The sequence below is a fragment of the Actinosynnema sp. NPDC037264 genome, from assembly GCF_055603705.1.
Genome location: NZ_JBVJVK010000011.1, coordinates 62,198 through 80,375, shown reverse-complemented (window position 1 = coordinate 80,375; position 18,178 = coordinate 62,198). Strand labels below are relative to the sequence as shown.

The following is an 18,178-nucleotide window of genomic DNA, read 5'->3' as shown; positions in this document are numbered from 1 at the left end:
CTAGGAGACGGGCGCGCTCACCCGGATGTCGGCGTTCCAGTCGGTGAAGCGGTGCAGGGTGCGCTGGAAGACGTTGCCCTCCAACGTCTTCAGCACCTGCTCCACCCGCACCGGCAGGTCGCCCGGACCGACCCACACGGTCGCGGACGCGGTGAAGCCCGACTCGTAGGCCGCCATCAGCTGGGCGCGCCGCGAGCTGTCGGGCGTGCGCTCGGCCTGCAGCCGCAGGTCGACCAGGAGCGTGTAGCGGCGCGTCGACACGCCGTCGAGCTGCTCGTCGCCCTTCTCCACCAGCAGGCTGCCGGTCAGCGACCGCACCACCGAGGCCGGGTCGACCTCGTCTGCCAGGCCGGCGACCGTGGTGTCCACCCGCACGGGCGCGCGGTCGGCCAGGTCGAGCCTGGTCCACGTGCCGCCGTCGGTGCGGGAGTAGCCGGCGTCGGCCAGCACGACGACGTCGGTGGACGAGTCCTGCCGCAACGACACCAGCCGGCCCTCGCCGGCGCGCAGCAGGCCGCCGTCGAGCGCGACGCTCAGCCCGGTCATGGTGGTCTCGGCGGCGAACCGGACGGAGTGCTGCTCGTCGGCGCGGGCGACCAGGTTCGCGATCAGCGTGGCGCTGTCGTCCACCACCGGGCCGAGGGTCGGCGTCGGGAGGGCTGTCCGCTCCGCGCAGCCCGCCAGCGCCACCCCGGCCAGCACCAACGCGACGACGGACCTGCGCATGTCTCCCCCCACGGACGGTGAACCACGCCATCCTCCCCCACCGGCGACCGATAAGGAGTGCGAACCCCGAAAGTGTCTCGGCTACCGTCGTGGGCATGCCCCACGTGCTCTCCGTCAACGTCGGCTCCCGCGTCGAGTTCGACCAGGCCAACGTCGGCCACACCGGTATCGGCAAGCTCCCCGTGCCCGGCCCCGTGGACGTCCGCGCGCCCGGCCCGGTCGGCAGCGGCGTCATCGGCGACCACATCTCCGACTCGCGCAACCACGGTGGCGACGACCAGGCCGTTTACGCCTACGCGCGGGAAGACCTGGACGCGTGGGCGGTGGAGTTGGGTCGGGCCGACCTGCGGCCCGGGCTGTTCGGCGAGAACCTGACCACGGTGGGTCTCGACGTGTGCGGCGCGCGGATCGGCGAGCGGTGGCGGATCGGCGGGCTGCTGCTCCAGGCGACCAGCCCGCGGGTGCCGTGCCGGACGTTCGCCGGGGTGATGGAGGAGCACGGGTGGGTGAAGACGTTCACTCGGCGCGGGCTTCCCGGCACGTACTTCCGCGTCCTGGAGCCCGGCACGATCACGGCGGGTGACGAGATCACGATCGAGCACCGGCCCGACCACGACGTCACGATCGCGCTCGCGTTCCGCGCCCTGACCCTGGAGCCCGCGTTGCTGCCGGGCCTGCTGGCGGCCGGCGACGACCTGCCCGAGGACCTGCGACGCCGGGTCGAGCGGCGGGCGTTCGACCCGGCGTAGCGGTGGCTCAGGCGAGCGCGGACAGCTTCTCGAACTCCTCGTCGGTCAGCTCGATCCGCGCCGCCGCCACGTTCTCCTCCAGGTGCGCGATCGAGGACGTGCCGGGGATGGGCAGCACCACGGGCGACCTGCGCAGCAGCCACGCCAGCGCGAGCTGCGCGGGCGTGGCGCCGTGCTCCTTGGCGGCCGAGTCGAGCACGCCGCCGGGACGGGCCAGCTCGCCGGTCGCCACCGGGAACCACGGGATGAACGCGATGCCGAGCTCGGTCGCGCGCTCCAGCACGGCCTCGTGCCCGCGGTTGGCCAGGTTGTACAGGTTCTGCACGCTCGCGATCGGCGCGACCGCCCGGGCGGCCTCGAGCTGGGCGACGTCCACCTCGGACAGTCCGATGTGCCGGATCTTGCCCTCCTCCTGGAGCTTGCGCAGCTCGCCGACCTGGTCCTCCAGCGGGTAGTCCGGGTCGACGCGGTGCAGCTGGTAGAGGTCGATGCGCTCGACGCCGAGCCGCCGCAGGCTGGTCTCGACGGCCTGCCGCAGGTAGGCGGGCTTGCCGAGGATCGGCCACTCGTTCGGGCCGGTGCGCAGCAGGCCGCCCTTGGTCGCGATGACCAGGTCGTCCGCGTACGGGTGCAGGGCCTGCCGGATCAGCTCCTCGTTGACGTGCGGGCCGTAGGCGTCCGCGGTGTCGATGAAGGTGACGCCCAGCTCGACCACCCGGCGCAGCACGGCGATCGCGTTGTCGCGGTCGGCCGGGTAGCCCCAGATGCCCTCACCGGTGAGCCGCATCGCGCCGTAGCCGAGGCGGTTGACGGTCAGGTCCCCACCCAGCGAAAAGGTCTCAGACACCTCTGGTGCTCCTCGTGGTTCGGGTGTTGCTCGGTTCTCCACTCGCGCCAACCGGTCGGACCGCGTCGGTTGTTCCCGTCCTGGGGGATCGGGCCGACGCGCGTCCACGTGGTGGAACCCGGCTACTGCTTGGCGACCAGCGTGAGCACGTCGTACTTGGCCACCGACTCACCCTTCTGGTTGACCAGGTCGGCGTCCCAGCGGACCTCGCCGTACTCCTGGTCCTCGCGCGGCGTGATCTGCTTCGCGGTCAACGTCACGGTCAGCTCGTCGCCGGGGAACGTGGGCGTGAGGAACCGCAGGTTCTCCAGCCCGTAGTTGGCCAGCACCGGCCCCGGCTCGGGCGAGACGAACAGGCCCGCCGCGAACGACACCACCAGGTACCCGTGCGCGACCCGACCGCCGAAGAACGGGTTCGCCGTCGCGGCTTCCTCGTCCATGTGCGCGTAGAACGTGTCGCCGGTGAACTCCGCGAAGTGCTCGATGTCGGCCAACGTCACGGTGCGCGGCCCGGCCACGACCGTGTCGCCGATCCTCAACTCCCGCAACGACTTGCGGAACGGGTGCACGTCCGACTCGGTGCGCGGCGCGCCCGGCACCCACCGCCCGGTGACCGCGCTCAGCACCCTGGGGCCGGCCTGCACCGCGGTGCGCTGCATGTGGTGCAGCACGCCCCGGATGCCGCCCATCTCCTCACCGCCGCCCGCGCGGCCCGGACCGCCGTGCACCAGCATCGGCAGCGGCGAACCGTGGCCGGTGGACTCCTTTGCGTCGTCGCGGTCGAGCACCAGGACGCGGCCGTGCCACGGGGCCACGCCCAGCACCACGTCGCGCGCGAAGTCGGCGTCGTGCGTGACGACGGAGCCGACCAGGCTGCCCGCGCCGCGTGCGGCCAACTCGACCGCGTGCTCGGCGTCGCGGTAGGCCATCAGCGTCGACACCGGCCCGAACGCCTCCACCTCGTGCGGCTGGGCGTGGTCGGGGTCGGCCTTGAGCAGCACCGGCGACAGGAACGCGCCGCGCTCGGCGTCGGCGTCCACCACGTCCACGCGGTCCGGGGAGCCGTAGACGACGTCACCGACCTCCAGCAGCGCCTTCAGCGACCGCCGGACCTCCTCGCGCTGCTCCAGCCCGGCCAGCGCGCCCATCCGCACGCTCTCGTTCGCGGGGTTGCCGATCACGACCTTCGCCAGGCGCGCGGTGGCGGCGTCGGCGACGGCGCCCAGGAGGGAGGCGGGTACCAGGGCGCGCCGGATCGCGGTGCACTTCTGGCCTGCCTTGACCGTCATCTCGCTGACGAGCTGCTTGACGAACAGGTCGAACTCGGGCGTGCCCTCGACCGCGTCCGGGCCGAGGATCGAGCAGTTCAGCGAGTCCGCCTCGGCGTTGAAGCGCACGCTGTTGCGCACGACCGCCGGGTGGGTGCGCAGCACCTGGGCGGTGGACGCGGAGCCGGTGAAGCCGACCAGGTCCTGGGCCGTGAGGTGGTCGAGCAGGTCGCCCGCGCTGCCGGTGACCAGCTGCAGCGAGCCTTCCGGCAGCAGGCCCGAGGCCAGCATCAGCTCGACCAGCTTCTCGGTGATGTACGCCGTCTGGGAGGCGGGCTTGATCAGCGACGGCACGCCGGCGATGAACGCGGGCGCGAACTTCTCCAGCGGGCCCCACATCGGGAAGTTGAAGGCGTTGATCTGCACGGCCACGCCCCGCAGCGGGGTCGCGACGTGCTGGCCGACGAACGTGCCGCCCTTGCTCAGCGGCTCCACGTTGCCGTCGACGTAAACCTTGTCGTTGGGCAGCTCGCGCTTGGCCTTGCTCGCGTAGCCGAACAGCACGCCGATGCCGCCGTCCACGTCGATCAGGGAGTCCGTCCTGGTGGCGCCCGATCGGGCGCACAGGGCGTACAGCTCGTCGCGGTGTTCCCGCAGGTGCGAGGCGAGGGCCTTGAGCAGGGCCGCGCGCTGGTGGAACGTCAGCTCCCGCAGCGCCGGTCCGCCGACGCGCCTGCCGTGGTCGAGCGCCGCCGCCATGTCGACGCCCTGCGACGAGATGCGGGCGATCTCCTCGCCGGTCACCGCGTCGTGCAGCGGCGTTCCTTCGACGGACGGGGCGTGCCAGCGACCTGACACGTAGCTGCGCAGCATGGCCATCGGGTGTCGACCTCCTCGTCGGGCCGGTGGGTGTCCCGGCATGACCCGACAGTAAAGCCTCCGCACTTTCATCGTGACTTGATTCAAGGTCATGCAGTAACTTTTGGACGGCCGCCGCCAGAATGAGAGGAGTGTCGATGAGGACACGAGTGGTGGTGAGCGCGGTCGTGCTCGCCTTCAGCGGGCTGGCCGTGCCGGCCGCCCAAGCCGCACCCGCGCCCGCGCCGGACGCCGCCGACGTCGGCGCCATGGCGGTGACCTTCGCCGAGGAGTTCAACGGCCCGGCGGGCACGCGGGTCGACGCCTCCAAGTGGAACACGGAGGTCGGCGACAACAACGGCAACAACCGCGAGCACCAGTACTACACGACCTCGGCGAGCAACGCCGCCATGGACGGCGCGGGCAACCTGGTCATCACCGCCCGCAAGGAGAACCCCGGCAACTACAACTGCTGGTACGGCCGGTGCCAGTACACGTCGGCCCGGATCAACACCGCGGGCAAGTTCACCACGACCTACGGCAAGGTCGAGGCGCGGATGAAGATGCCGCGCGGCAAGGGCATCTGGCCCGCGTTCTGGATGCTCGGGCAGGACATCAACTCCGGCAACCCGTGGCCGGGCAGCGGCGAGATCGACATCATGGAGTTCCTGGGCCACGACCTGGACACGGTGTACGGCACGATCCACGGTCCCGGCTACTCCGGCGCGGGCGGCATCGGCATGCCGTTCAACGGGCCGAACTTCGCCGACGGCTTCCACACCTTCGCCATCGAGTGGTCGCCCACCGGCATCGCGTGGTCCGTGGACGGCAACGTCTACCAGCGCCGCACGCCCGCCGACGTCGGCGGCAACCAGTGGGTGTTCAACAAGCCGTTCTTCATCATCCTGAACCTGGCGGTCGGCGGCGAGTGGCCGGGCTACCCGGACGCCACCACCACGTTCCCGCAGCAGTTCGTGATCGACTACGTGCGGGTGTCGACGACGGACGGCAACCCGCCCGCGGGTGGCCGGATCACCGGCATCGGCGGCAAGTGCGTGGACGTGGCCGGCGCGAACTCGGCCAACGGCACGCCCGTGCAGCTGTGGGACTGCAACGGCACGGCGGCCCAGCAGTGGTCCCGGCCGGGCGACGGCACGATCCGGGCGCTGGGCAAGTGCCTGGACGCGGCGTCGGGCGGCACGGCGGACGGCACGCTGGTCCAGCTGTGGGACTGCAACGGGACCGGTGCGCAGAAGTGGGCGGTGAGCGGTGCCAACGACATCGTGAACATCCAGGCGAACAAGTGCCTGGACGCGCAGAACAACAGCTCCGCCAACGGCACGCGGCTGCAGCTGTGGACCTGCTTCGGCACCGCGAACCAGAAGTGGACCGTCGCGTGAGCCACGTGACGTGATCGGGGCCTGTAGCTCCTGATTCGGGCCCCTCAAGCCCGCCCGCGACCGTGACCGCCGACTCTCCCCGGCGGTCACGGTCGGTCACGGTCGGTCACGACAGTCGCGGCTGTCGCAGCGGCGCCGGTCGAGGCGGGCGTGACGCGGATGCTCACGCCCACCTCCCTGCCGTCGCACTTCCCCAGCTGCACCATCCCCTCCCCGAACTCCCCCTCCCCCTCGCCACCCCCGCACATCCGGAACGCGGTTCGACCGGAATGCGGTGGTGATCGACACCGTTGACCTTGTCGTGAAGCTTTCCGTGCTGGACCGGTCGCGGGTGAGGGTCGGGAGTGGTCACCCTGAGGCGCTGCGCGACACGATCGCGTTCGCCCGTCAGGCTGAACAGCTCGGCTATCACCGCTTCTGGGTGTCCGAGCACCACGGCGTGCCGGGCGTGGCCGGTTCCGCGCCGACGGTGCTGGCGGCAGCCGTCGCCGGGGCGACGTCCCGGATCAGGGTCGGCACCGGCGGCGTGATGCTGCCCAACCACCAGCCACTGGTCGTGGCCGAGCAGTTCGGTGTGCTGGAGTCGCTGTTCCCGGGCCGGATCGACATGGGCCTCGGCCGGTCGGTCGGCTTCATCGAGGCGGTCCGCAAGGCGTTGGGGCACGACAAGGAGGACGCCGCCGACTTCGGCCCGAGGCTCACCGAGCTGCTGGGGTACTTCACGGGCGACCAGGCGGTGCGCGGCTACCCGGCCGACGGCCTCCGCGTGTCGCCGTTCGTCCTCGCCACCGGCGCCGGCGCGCGCGTTGCCGCAGCACACGGCGTCCCACTGGTCATCGGCTCGTTCCGGGGCGAAGACGCCATGATCGACGCCATCACCACCTACCGCGCCGAGTTCCGCCCGTCGGCGTGGTCGGACGAGCCGTACGTGGTGATCTCCTCGACGGTCGCCGTCGCCGACACCACCGAGGACGCCTGGCGACTCCTCGTGCCGGAGGCGTGGGCGATGGCGCACTCACGCACCCGAGGCGAGTTCCCACCCCTGAGCGCGCCGAACGACATCCTCGCCCAGGCCATGACGAGCCGCGAGCGCCGACTGTTCGAGCAGTCCCTCCAAGGCCACGTCCACGGCACACCATCCGAAGTCGCCAAGGCCCTGGACAACCTCCTCCACCGCACCGCCGCCGACGAGGTCCTGGTCACCACCAGCACGTACGACCGCGCCGCCATGCTCGACTCGTACCGCCGACTGGCCGACCTCTACCTCTGACCCGCACGACCGCCGCCTGCGGTCAGACTCCGACGGACCGCGTCACCCCTGCGGGTTCGTCGCGCGCCGAGTCGCCGCGTGCCGGGTTGCCGTGTGCTGTGCCCCAGCGCGCTGTGCCACCGCGTGCTCTACGAGCTCAACCTCGATGAACGCACCGATCATCGCCCGCCACACCGCCTCCGCCACCACCGGCTCCAACCCTGCCACCGACGCCCGCTCCCGCACCGACGCGATCACCTCGGCAACCCGGTCCGGCGCCCGAACCGCCTGGTCATCCGACTTGAACGCCGCAGCCGCCCGCACCAGACCTTGCCGTTGCGCCAGCAGGCGCACCAGCTCCGAGTCGATCACATCGATGCGCGCACGAACCTCGTCCAGTGACGTCGGGGGCAGCAACGGCTGCGACGACGAATCGGACGACGGCGACGGCGACGGGACCGACGTGGAGGTGGAGTCAGACACGTCCATCATCATCCACGACTCATACCAACCGACTACTCCCCACCTCGCAACCCCACGGCACCCAAACGCCCCACCACCCGAACACCGCTACCAGCGCATGCCACTCCGCAGCACGGCAAAGCACCAATCCTCGGCGCGGCGGGGGCGGGGGTCCACGACACGACGGCACAGCGCTGAAGGCACCACGGCGCAAGCGCTCGGGTGCCGTGGTGCGGGTGTTCGGGTGCCCTGGTGCGGGCGCTCGGGTTCGGGTACGCGGCGTGGTGGTGGTAGTGGCGCGGCAGGTCCGCACGCCCCCCGGTGGGGAGCCTGCGGGGGTCGGCTGGTGGCGGCGCTGCTGAGCGGGGGTCGGCAGCGCTGGGGCATGGCTGCCGGTCAGCCAATGGCAGCACCAGGTGGCAACGCTGCGGTGGAGCAGTGCCGCCGGTCAGCCGGTGGCAGCACTGGGGTGGCACGGCTGCAGGTCGGCCGGTCGGCTGCGGGCGGCCTACCGGAAACGCCGTACGGCCGCGCTGTGGCAAGGCGCCGGGCGGCCGGCCGCGATGGCAGCGCTGCGGCGTCGCTGCCGGTCAGCTGACCGCAGCACCGGGCGGCAGCACTGCGGTAGGACAGGGCTACCGGTCAGGCTGTCGCGGCACGGTGCGGCCGGGCTGCGGTGGGACAGGGCCACTGGTCAGCCGGTGGCAGCGCCGGGTGGCAGCGCTGCGGTGCGGCAAGGCTGCCGGGCGGGCTAGCGCGGCAAGGTGCGGCCGGGCTGCGGTGCGGCCCGACCGCCGAGCGGCCGGTGGCAGCACCGGGTGGCGAGGCTGCGGGTCGGTCGGCCGGCCGGTGGCGACATAGCGGAACGCGGTGCGCCAGCGCTGCGGCAAGGCTGTCAGGCCGCCGCGATGGCAGCACCGGGTGGCACGGCTGCCGGTCAGCCGATGGCAGCACCGGGTGGCGAGGCTACGGTGCGGCTGGTCGGCAGTAGGTCGGCTGAGGGCAGCACTGGGCAGCAGCGCTGCGGTGGGGCAGGCTGCCGGGCGGCTGGTGCGGGCACAGCGGAGCGCCGGTGGCAGGGCTGCGGTGCGGCGCGCGGATGGGTGGTGGCGCGGCGTGGCAGGGCTGCCGGTTGGGCTGCGGTGCGGCTGCGGTTTGGCCTTGGTGGGGCCGGTTGGTGCGGGGTTAGTGGTCGCGTTGTTGTTCGGCTAGGAAGCGTTCGAACTCGGCGCCCAGTTCGTCGGCGCTGGGCAGTGGTTCGTCGTCGTTGATCAGCAGGTTGTCCGAGGCCTCGGTGAAGGCGTCGTACTGCCGTTCCAATGCCTCGACGACCTGGGCGACCTCGGCCGATTCCGACACCTGGCGGGTGATCTCGGCGTCCGTCCGCTTGGCCGCCTCGTTCAGCGCCGCCGCCTGGATGACCAGGCCCGTCGACTTCGTCAACGCCTGCAGCAGGCTCAGCGCGGCGGCGGGGTAGGTGCCCTGCGCCAGGTAGTGCGGCACGTAGGCGGCGAAGCCCATGGCGTCGTGGCCGGTTTGCCCGAGCCGCAGCTCCAGCAGCGCCGACAGGTTGCCCGGCACCTGCACCCGGCTGAACGGCGAGCCCTCCGTCACCAGTTCCGGCCTGGTCGCGTGCGAGATCACCGACAGCTTCCGCGTGTGCGGCACGCCCATCGGGATGCCGTTGAAGCTGACCGCGAGGCGCAGACCCCACCGCTCGATCAGCGACCGCACGGCCGCGACCACCGCCTCCCACCGGCGATCCGGCTCGGGGCCGGTCATCAGCAGGAACGGCGTGCCCACCGCGTCGTGCATCAGGTGCACGACCAGCTCGGGCGCGTCGAAGGACTCCCAGCGGTCGGTGGCGTAGATCATCGTCGGCCGCCGGGCGCGGTAGTCGATCAGGTCGTCGATGTCGAACCGGGCGATCACCCGGTGTTCGTGCACCTCCAGCAGGTGGGCGACCACCGTCGCGCCCGCCGCACCGGCGTCCATGAAGCCGTCGAAGTGGTGCAACAACACCGCTCCGGTCAGGTCCGGGACGTCGGAGTCGACCTCGAACAGATCCTCCGGGTCCAGCGCCACCTCGTGCCTCCCCAAGTGCTCACATGCCAGTCCTCCCCTCCGTCAACGTCGACCGACCGCTGATCCATTCCCCGATTCCGTCGAGCATTCGAGCGAGACCGAATTCGAAGAGCGTGTCCAGCCCCAGGTCCAGGTCAGAGCCCACGACGCGGCTGAACATCGGGAACTCCCCGCCGGAGACGATGTCCAGCAGGGCCGGCGCCTGCTGGGTCATCCACTCGTCCCCGGTCATCCCGGTGTCCCGCCGCTGCTCGACCTCCGGCTCGATGTTCACCGCGACGCCCCGGACGAAGCCGAACATCGTCACGGCGGCGTGCATCATCTCCTCCAGGTTCAGCCCCTTCCCGTCGAGCGCGCGCAGGACCCACTCGGTGTGCGCGAGCGCACTGGGAAGCAGTTGCGGCCTGGTCATGGACATGGCCGGCGCCAGCCACGCATGTTCCTGGAACAACTTCCACTGCACCCTCGCGCTCACCTCCAGCCGCTCCCGCCAGGTCTCGGGCCCCGGCTCGGGCAACTCCTCCTTCCGCAACACGTGGTCGATCATCCGAAGGACCAGTTCGTCCTTGCTCTCGACGTGCCGGTACAGCGACATGGTCGCCACGCCCAGCCGTGCCGCCACCCGCCGCATCGACAACCCGTCGAGCCCTTCCTGGTCCGCCAGGCGGACCGCCGCGAGGACCAGCCGCTCGCCGGTCAGGTCGGTCTCCTGCGCGCGCGGCCGCACAGGTTCCCCACCTTCCGGCGACACGACCGTGCCCACGCCGGCCACGGGACGCACGAAGCCCTCGGAACGCAAGGTGACCAGCACCTTGGTCGCCGTGGCCATCGCGACGTTCCAGCGCACGGTGATCTCGCGCGTCGACGGCACCCGATCACCCGGTCGCAGCTGGCCCGACTCGATCGAATCGCGGATCTCGCGCGCAATCCGCTGGTAGATCGCGTCAGTCATCGCCCGCCTCCTCAAAGGTAGTGCACCTGATGCTACAGCACTAGTGCACGATCGAGTGATTGACCAAGCAGAACACCCATGTACGGTGTACGCATGAACACCGTACTGATCTCCGGCGCGAGCATCGCCGGCCCCGCGCTCGCCTACTGGCTGCGCCACCACGGCTTCACCCCGACCGTCGTCGAGCGGGCACCCGCCCCGCGCCCCGGCGGCCAGGCCGTCGACCTGCGCGGAACGGCCCGCGAGGTCGCCGAGCGAATGGGCGTGCTCGATCAGGTGCGCGCCGCGCACACGGGCGCGCGAGGCATGGCGTTCGTGAACGCCGAGGGCAAGCGCACCGCCACCATGGCGTCCGACGCGATGGGCGACTCGGGCGGCGTGATCGCCGAGCTGGAGATCCTGCGGGGCGACCTGGTCCGCATCCTCCACGAGGCGACCGCGACCGGCGTCGAGCACGTCTTCGACGACGGCATCACCTCGCTCACCCAGACCGGAGCCGGGGTGGCGGTGACCTTCGAGCGCGGCGAGCCGCGCACGTTCGACCTGGTCATCGGCGCGGACGGGCTGCACTCCAAGGTGCGGTCGCTGGCGTTCGGCCCCGAGTCGCGGTTCGCGCACGACCTCGGCGCCTACATCTCCATCTTCGGCACGACCCAGCGAGAAGACCTGGACGGCGTGCAGCTGATGCACACCGTGCCCGGCCGCACCGCGGGCATCTACCCCACGCCGGACGGCGGGGCCAAGGCGATGTTCGTGTTCGCCTCGCCCCCGCTGGAGCACGACCGGCGCGACACGGCGTGGCAGCGCGAGCTGATCGCCACCACGTTCGCCGACGACGGCTGGGAGGTGCCCCGGCTGCTCGAGGACATGCGCGAGGCGCCGGACTTCTACTTCGACCGGCTCTGCCAGATCCGGATGGACACCTGGTCGGACGGTCGCGTCGCGCTGCTCGGCGACGCGGCGTTCTGCGCGTCGCCCATGGCGGGCAACGGCACGAGCATGGCGTTGGTCGGCGCGTACGTCCTCGCGGGCGAGCTGGCCACCGCCCCGGATCACGCCACGGCGTTCAGACGGTACGAGGAGGTGATGCGCGAGTACGTGACGCGGTGCCAGAAGTTCGCGCTGGGCGGGGTCGACAGCCTGATGCCGAAGTCGCGGATGTCCATCCGCATGCGCGACTTCGCGATCCGCGTAGTCCCGCACATCCCCGGCGGCGCGAGACTGTTCGGCGACCTGCAGAAGCTGGCGAACACCGTGTCGTTGGCGGACTACCGGCCCCGGAGCTTGACCTCCACCTGACTCCAGGTCCTACGTTCCGGGCATGGACATGGAGACCACCGCCTGGATGTCGCTGTACCACGTGACGAACGCGCAGGACGACAAGCGGCCGTTCTCCGTCGCCACGTTCCGCCGGATCTGGGCGTTCGCCCGTCCGCACCGGGTGAGGCTGACCCAGTACCTCACCCTGAGCGTGGTCGTGGCGGTGCTGGCGGTGGCGATACCGGTGCTCGCGGGCCGGATCGTGGACGCGATCGTCAACGGCGCGGCGTACCGGGTGGTGCTCGTCCTCGCGGTCGTGATCGCGGTCATCGCGATCGTCGAGGCGGGGTTGGGGCTGCTGACGCGGTGGCTGTCGGCGAGCATCGGCGAAGACCTGATCCTCGACCTGAGGACCACGGTCTTCGACCACGTGCAACGGATGCCGATCGCGTTCTTCACCCGCACCCGCACCGGGGCGCTGGTGAGCCGGCTCAACAACGACGTGATCGGGGCGCAGCGGGCGTTCAGCGACACCTTGTCCAGCGTGGCGGGCAACCTGGTCACGTTGGCGCTGACGCTGGCGGTGATGATCAGCCTGTCGTGGCAGATCACGCTGCTGGCGCTGGTGTTGCTGCCGGTGTTCGTGGTGCCGGCGCGGCGGATGGGGACGCGGCTGGCGCGGCTGGAACGTGAGGCGGCCAACCACAACGCCACCATGGGCACCCGGATGACCGAGCGGTTCTCGGCGCCGGGGGCGACGCTGGTGAAGCTGTTCGGCAGGCCGGCGCACGAGTCGGAGGAGTTCGCGACGCGGGCGCGGCGGGTGCGGGACATCGGGGTGCGCACGGCCATGGTGCAGACCGTGTTCCTGACGGCGTTGACGCTGGTCTCGGCGCTGGCGTTGGCCGTGGTGTACGGGTTGGGCGGGTTCTACGCGCTGCGCGGCGAGTTGGACCCGGGGTCGGTGGTGGCGCTGGCGTTGCTGCTGACCAGGCTGTACGCGCCGCTCACGGCGCTGGCCGGCGCGCGGGTCGAGGTGATGAGCGCGTTGGTGAGCTTCGAGCGGGTCTTCGAGGTGCTCGACCTGAAGCCGTTGATCACCGAGAAGCCCGATGCGCGGTCGGTGCCGGACGGTCCGGTGTCGGTGGAGTTCGAGAACGTCCGGTTCGCCTACCCGTCGGCGGACAAGGTGTCCCTGGCGTCGTTGGAGGAGGTCGCGGTGCTCGACAGCCGCGGCGGAGAGGAGGTGCTGCACGACGTGTCGTTCCGGGCCGAGCCCGGCCAGGTGGTGGCGTTGGTCGGCTCGTCGGGCGCCGGGAAGTCCACGATCGCCTCGCTGCTGCCCCGGCTCTACGACGTGGACTCGGGCGTGGTGCGCCTGTCCGGTGTGGACCTGCGCGACCTGACCGCCGACTCGGTCCGCGGCGCGCTGGGCATGGTGACGCAGGACGGTCACCTGTTCCACGAGTCGATCCGGTCGAACCTGCTGCTCGCCCGCCCGCAGGCCACCGAGGCCGACCTGTGGGAGGTGCTGGGCCGGGCGCGGCTGGCCGAGTTGGTGGCGTCGCTGCCGGACGGGCTGGACACCGTGGTCGGCGAGCGCGGCTACCGGTTGTCCGGCGGCGAGCGGCAGCGGTTGACGATCGCCCGGCTGCTGCTGGCGAAGCCGCGCGTGGTGATCCTGGACGAGGCCACCGCGCACCTGGACTCCACCTCGGAGGCCGCGGTGCAGGCCGCGTTGGGCGAGGCGCTGCACGGGCGCACGGCGGTGGTGATCGCGCACCGGCTGTCGACGATCCGGGCGGCCGACCTGATCCTCGTGGTCGAGGGCGGTCGGGTGGTGGAACGCGGCACCCACACCGAACTGCTCGCCGCGGGCGGGCGTTACGAAGAGCTGTACCGGACCCAGTTCGCGGAGGAGGTGCGAACGTCGTAAGCCGGCACCTACGCGTGCCGCACCGCGTCGGCGTCGGCAAGACCGAGGAGCTGCACGGCCTGCTTGCGCATCTCGACCTTGCGCACCTTGCCGGTGACGGTCATCGGGAACTCGTCGACCACGTGGACGTACCGGGGGATCTTCTGGTGCGCGAGCTTGCCGGCGCAGAACGACCGCAGCGACTCGGCGGTCAGCGGTTCCGCGCCGGGGCGCAGGCGCACCCAGGCCATCAGCTCCTCGCCGTACTTCACGTCGGGGACGCCGACGACCTGCGCGTCGAGCACGTCGGGGTGGGTGTAGAGGAACTCCTCGATCTCGCGCGGGTACAGGTTCTCGCCGCCGCGGATCACCATGTCCTTGATCCGGCCGGTGATGTTCACATACCCGTCGGCGTCCATCACCGCGAGGTCGCCGGTGTGCATCCACCGGGCGGCGTCGATCGCCTCGGCGGTCTTGTCCGGCTGCTCCCAGTAGCCGAGCATCACCGAGTACCCGCGCGTGCACAGCTCGCCGGGCGTGCCGCGCGGCACGGTGCGGCCGGTGTCCGGGTCGACGACCTTCACCTCCAGGTGCGGCCCGACCCGGCCGACGGTGGACACCCGCCGGTCCAGCGAGTCGTCACGGCGGGTCTGCGTGGACACCGGCGAGGTCTCGGTCATGCCGTAGCAGATGGACACCTCGCGCATGCCCATCCGCTCCACCACCTGCTTCATCACCTCGACCGGGCACGGCGAGCCGGCCATGATCCCGGTGCGCAGCGACGACAGGTCGTAGGAGTCGAAGCCGGGGTCGGCGAGCTCGGCGATGAACATCGTCGGCACGCCGTACAGCGACGTGCACCGCTCCTCCGCCACGGCCCGCAACGTGGCGGCGGGCTCGAACGCGGGCGCGGGGATCACCACGCACGCGCCGTGCGAGGTGGCCGCGAGGTTGCCCATGACCATGCCGAAGCAGTGGTAGAACGGGACCGGCACGCAGATCCGGTCGTCCTCGGTGTACCCGAGCAGCTCACCGACGAAGAAGCCGTTGTTGAGGATGTTGTGGTGCGACAGGGTCGCGCCCTTCGGGAACCCCGTGGTGCCCGAGGTGTACTGGATGTTGATCGGGTCGTCCGCCGACAGCTCCGGCCACCGCGGCAACGCGTCCGCGTGCAGGTCCGTCCACTCGGGACTGTCGAACAGCACGACCTGGCGCAGCGCCGCGCAGCGGGGCCGGACCTCGGCGATCATCCCGGCGTAGTCGGAGGTCTTGAACGACGCGGCCGCGAAGAGCGTGCGCACGCCGGCCTGGTTGAGCACGTACTCCAGCTCGTGCACCCGGTACGACGGGTTGATGTTGACCAGGATCGCGCCGATGCGCGCGGTCGCGTACTGGACCACCACCCACTCGGCCCGGTTGGGCGACCAGATCCCGACCCGGTCGCCGACACCGACCCCGGCCGCCATCAGCCCGGCCGCGACGGAGTCGACCTCGGCGGCCAGCTCGCGGTAGGTCCACCGGCGGCCGGTGGGGAGGTCGACCAGGGCTTCCCGGTCGGCGTGCGTGGCCACCGCGCGGTCGAAGTTCACGCCGATGGTGTCGCCCAGCAGCGGCACGTCGGAGGTGCCCGAGGAGTAACTCAGGTGCGCCATCACGGCAACGTACCGCAGGCCGCAACCTCGTGACCAGCGACAACGTTATTCATGCCGCTCGGCAGACGGCGTGCCGACACAATCGTCGCCATGCGAACCATCGGGTTGATCGGCGGGATGAGCTGGGAATCGTCCGCCGAGTACTACCGGCTGCTCAACGAGGAGACGCGGCGCCGGCTCGGCGGCCACCACTGCGCGCCCAGCCTGCTGCTGACCGTCGACTTCGCCGAGATCGAGCAGTTGCAGCGCACGGGGCAGTGGGAGCGGTCGGGCGAGTTGCTGGCCGAGGCCGCCCGCAAGCTCGAAGGCGCGGGCGCCGAGCTGGTCCTCTTGTGCACCAACACCATGCACAAGGTCGCCGACGCGATCACGGACGCCGTCCAGGTGCCGTTCGTGCACATCGTGGACGCCACGGCGCGGCGGCTGACCGCCTACCGCAAGGTCGGCCTGCTCGGCACCCGGTTCACCATGGAGCAGGACTTCTACCGCGACCGGATGCGCGCGCACGGCATCGAGCTGGTCGTCCCGGACGAACCGGACCGCACGCTCGTGCACGACGTGATCTACCAGGAGCTGACCAAGAACCGGGTCGAGCCCGCGTCCCGCGCCGCCTACCGGGACGTGATGGCACGCCTGGTCGAGCGCGGCGCGGAGGCGGTGATCCTGGGCTGCACGGAGATCACGTTGCTGGTCGACCAGTCCGACAGCACCGTGCCGCTGGTCGACTCGACCCGCATCCACGTCGAGACGGGCGTCGACCTCGCGCTGGCCTAGGCCTCGCCTCCGGTCGTCAGGTGCACTACGTCGGACGCCGCGCCGTAGTAGTAGGCACGTACGCGGTAAGTGGCGGTCTTCTCCGTCGGCAGCGTGATCAACCCGAACGACCGCACGTCCGGGTCGAGCCGCGCGGCCACCGAGAACTCCGCCGCCCCGGCCGGCCTGACCTCCAGCAGGTACCCCTCCTCCCCCGCCGCGCGGTCGGTCCACGTGAACAGGATCCCGTTGGCGTGCTTCACCTCGGCCCGGAAGTCACCCGCACCGGCGTCGGCCGAACGCACCGGGCGCACGCCGCTCGGACCGCTCACCGGCGCGGCCCACTCGTGACCGTCGGCCGGCGGCACCTCGTCGCCGGGCGGCAACGCCACGTCCACCGACGCCGACGCCGGGCCGTGGAACGACCGCACCCGGTAGTGGAACGACGTCCGGGGGATCAGGTCCGGGTGCGCGAACGTCGTCCGGGACGGCGGCACGAACTCCAGCACCGTGTACGCGTCGTCGGCCGCGTGGGCGTACTCGACGACCTGCCCCGCCGCGCCCGGTTCGGCCTCCCACGCCAGCGAGACGTCCGTCGGCGACGTCAACGTGGCGGTGAGCGTCGAGGGCCGCTCCCGGCCGCACGCGACCAGGAGCAGCACCGACACCACGACGAGACGCCTCACTTGCGCCAGAACCGGATGCCGCTCCACACGACCGTCGCCGGGCCTTGGCCGCTGTTGGTGCGGTAGGCGCCGAACTTGTCGTAGAAGCTGCCACCGGGGCGGTCGTACGCGTGCTTCAGCGATCCGTTGATGTACGTGCGGTGCTGACCGCCCACCACGTGCACCGTGTTCACCCGCACGGACGTGCCGACGGTCGCCCCCGTGGCGATCGTCGCGCCGCCGTGCACCGCGTACAGCCGGCCGCCCCGTTCCACCGCCAGCATGAAGAACGGGCCGGCCGCGGACTCGTGGAACGTCTGCTTCAGGCTGACGCGGGTGCCGCCGAGGCTGGTGATGCGGAACGACCCCTCGAACTGGCGGGTGCCCCCGGAGTAGGTGGCGTACCGGCGCTCGGCGCGCTGGTCGCCGCTCGCGGTGGCGCAGGTGAGGCGGAAGGTCAGGTCCGCGACGTCGCCGCAACCCCGCTCCTGCACGGTGAAGGTGGGCGAGTACGAGGTCCACGGTCCGGGTTCGACCTGGGCGTGCGCGGCCGGTGGGGCCACCACCAGGCCGCCGACGAACACCGCCGCGACCAGGGCTCCGAGTGTTCCGGACATGCGCGCCTCCTTCGACTCCCCTGGTGACGGGGAGGGTCGAGGCGGTGGCGCAGGTCACTGTAATTGGTCTGGACGACTCGGACAAGGATCGCCCGGTCAGGGATCTCCCTGAGGCCGGGCACGTCCGCGTGCGGCACAGTGGACGGCATGGAGCTCACCCCGCGCGCCCTGTTCGGCCTGGCCCGGACGACCGTCGAGACCGCCGTGTCGGTGCCGGGCCGCGTGCTCGACCTGCTCGGCGCGGCGGAGGCCGTCGTGCGCCGCGCCGACGAGATGGTCACACGCACCGAACGGGTGCTGGCCGAGACCGAGGCGCTGGTCGGGCGGGCGAAGGCGGTGACCGCGACGGCCGAGGACGTGACGACCGACGTCGGCCGCACCGCCCGGACGTCGCGCGAGCTGCTTGACAGCTACGCGCCCATCGCGCGGAAGGCCCAGCCGCTCGCGCAGCGGTTCGTGGACGACCTGTCGCCCCACGAGGTGGACGCCGCCGTGCAGCTGGTGGACCAGCTGCCGGTGCTGACCAAGCACCTGATCGAGGACGTCCTGCCGATCCTGGCCACGCTCGACCGCGTCGGGCCGGACATCCACCAGCTGCTGGAGGTCACCAACGACGTCCGGCAGGCGATCCTCGGCATCCCCGGGTTCACGTTCATGCGCCGCCGCGGCGAGGCCAAGGCGGACGACTAGCGATTGTTCGCACGATCACGAGTGCGCGGC

The 18,178-nt window shown here is 71.3% G+C and carries 16 protein-coding genes; 7 read left to right on the top strand and 9 right to left on the bottom strand.

Translation table 11 applies throughout. The features are described from left to right. Nucleotides 1-726 carry an SCO4651 family lipoprotein gene (locus ACZ7GX_RS15480; protein WP_498776995.1) on the bottom strand — a complete coding sequence of 242 codons (726 nt, stop codon included), beginning with the start codon at nt 724-726 and terminating at the stop codon, nt 1-3. Nucleotides 727-821: 95 nt separating this feature from the next. Here ACZ7GX_RS15480 and ACZ7GX_RS15475 point away from each other — a divergent pair, with 95 nt between their 5' ends. Then, nucleotides 822-1,475 carry an MOSC domain-containing protein gene (locus ACZ7GX_RS15475; protein WP_498776993.1) on the top strand — a complete coding sequence of 218 codons (654 nt, stop codon included), beginning with the start codon at nt 822-824 and terminating at the stop codon, nt 1,473-1,475. Nucleotides 1,476-1,482: 7 nt separating this feature from the next. Here ACZ7GX_RS15475 and ACZ7GX_RS15470 read toward each other — a convergent pair whose 3' ends face one another. Together ACZ7GX_RS15470 and paaZ are read right to left on the bottom strand one after the other, a co-directional pair. Beyond that, the gene (locus ACZ7GX_RS15470) at nt 1,483-2,322 is read right to left on the bottom strand and encodes an aldo/keto reductase (protein WP_498776991.1); all 840 of its coding nucleotides are present in this window, start codon (nt 2,320-2,322) and stop codon (nt 1,483-1,485) included. A gap of 122 nt (nt 2,323-2,444) precedes the next feature. Beyond that, the gene (gene paaZ, locus ACZ7GX_RS15465; protein ID WP_498776989.1) at nt 2,445-4,469 is read right to left on the bottom strand and encodes a phenylacetic acid degradation bifunctional protein PaaZ; all 2,025 of its coding nucleotides are present in this window, start codon (nt 4,467-4,469) and stop codon (nt 2,445-2,447) included. Between the two features lie 137 nt (nt 4,470-4,606). On the opposite strand from paaZ, the gene ACZ7GX_RS15460 reads away from it, so the two are divergent. Together ACZ7GX_RS15460 and ACZ7GX_RS15455 are read left to right on the top strand one after the other, a co-directional pair. Then, on the top strand, nt 4,607-5,848 hold the full coding sequence (locus ACZ7GX_RS15460; RefSeq protein ID WP_498776987.1) for a family 16 glycosylhydrolase: 1,242 nt from the start codon (nt 4,607-4,609) through the stop codon (nt 5,846-5,848). A gap of 301 nt (nt 5,849-6,149) precedes the next feature. Next, the gene (locus ACZ7GX_RS15455) at nt 6,150-7,118 is read left to right on the top strand and encodes an LLM class flavin-dependent oxidoreductase (protein ID WP_498776985.1); all 969 of its coding nucleotides are present in this window, start codon (nt 6,150-6,152) and stop codon (nt 7,116-7,118) included. 42 nt (nt 7,119-7,160) lie between these two features. Here ACZ7GX_RS15455 and ACZ7GX_RS15450 read toward each other — a convergent pair whose 3' ends face one another. The 3 genes from ACZ7GX_RS15450 to ACZ7GX_RS15440 form a co-directional block, all read right to left on the bottom strand. Continuing rightward, nucleotides 7,161-7,592: a chorismate mutase gene (locus ACZ7GX_RS15450; RefSeq protein ID WP_498776983.1), complete on the bottom strand. Its 432-nt coding sequence runs from the start codon at nt 7,590-7,592 to the stop codon at nt 7,161-7,163. Between the two features lie 1,152 nt (nt 7,593-8,744). Continuing rightward, entirely contained in the window at nt 8,745-9,644 is a 900-nt protein-coding gene (locus ACZ7GX_RS15445) for a proteasome assembly chaperone family protein (protein WP_498777200.1), read from the bottom strand. Between the two features lie 19 nt (nt 9,645-9,663). After that, a complete protein-coding gene (locus tag ACZ7GX_RS15440; protein WP_498776981.1) occupies nt 9,664-10,596 on the bottom strand; it encodes a TetR/AcrR family transcriptional regulator C-terminal domain-containing protein in 933 nt (310 codons plus the stop codon). Between the two features lie 93 nt (nt 10,597-10,689). Between ACZ7GX_RS15440 and ACZ7GX_RS15435 the strand changes: the two genes are divergently transcribed. After that, on the top strand, nt 10,690-11,895 hold the full coding sequence (locus ACZ7GX_RS15435; RefSeq protein ID WP_498776979.1) for an FAD-dependent monooxygenase: 1,206 nt from the start codon (nt 10,690-10,692) through the stop codon (nt 11,893-11,895). A 46-nt stretch (nt 11,896-11,941) separates the two neighbouring features. Next, nucleotides 11,942-13,792, top strand: coding sequence for an ABC transporter ATP-binding protein (locus tag ACZ7GX_RS15430; protein WP_498777198.1), 1,851 nt, complete (start codon nt 11,942-11,944; stop codon nt 13,790-13,792). 8 nt (nt 13,793-13,800) lie between these two features. Here the strand turns inward: ACZ7GX_RS15430 and ACZ7GX_RS15425 are convergent, their stop codons facing one another. Further along, a complete protein-coding gene (locus ACZ7GX_RS15425; RefSeq protein ID WP_498776977.1) occupies nt 13,801-15,423 on the bottom strand; it encodes an AMP-binding protein in 1,623 nt (540 codons plus the stop codon). 90 nt (nt 15,424-15,513) lie between these two features. Here ACZ7GX_RS15425 and ACZ7GX_RS15420 point away from each other — a divergent pair, with 90 nt between their 5' ends. Further along, nucleotides 15,514-16,197 (top strand): aspartate/glutamate racemase family protein, encoded by a 684-nt coding sequence (locus ACZ7GX_RS15420; protein WP_498776975.1) that lies wholly within the window; start codon nt 15,514-15,516, stop codon nt 16,195-16,197. Here ACZ7GX_RS15420 and ACZ7GX_RS15415 read toward each other — a convergent pair. Both ACZ7GX_RS15415 and ACZ7GX_RS15410 read right to left on the bottom strand, forming a co-directional pair. Next, a complete protein-coding gene (locus ACZ7GX_RS15415; protein WP_498776973.1) occupies nt 16,194-16,862 on the bottom strand; it encodes a fibronectin type III domain-containing protein in 669 nt (222 codons plus the stop codon). The two genes, ACZ7GX_RS15420 and ACZ7GX_RS15415, sit on opposite strands and share 4 nt — an antisense overlap. Then, nucleotides 16,859-17,458 carry a polysaccharide lyase family protein gene (locus tag ACZ7GX_RS15410; RefSeq protein ID WP_498776971.1) on the bottom strand — a complete coding sequence of 200 codons (600 nt, stop codon included), beginning with the start codon at nt 17,456-17,458 and terminating at the stop codon, nt 16,859-16,861. Before ACZ7GX_RS15410 ends, ACZ7GX_RS15415 begins: the two co-directional genes overlap by 4 nt. A gap of 147 nt (nt 17,459-17,605) precedes the next feature. Between ACZ7GX_RS15410 and ACZ7GX_RS15405 the strand changes: the two genes are divergently transcribed. Further along, nucleotides 17,606-18,148, top strand: a complete 543-nt coding sequence (locus ACZ7GX_RS15405; RefSeq protein ID WP_498776969.1) for a hypothetical protein — start codon at nt 17,606-17,608, stop codon at nt 18,146-18,148. Nucleotides 18,149-18,178: the final 30 nt, after the last annotated feature.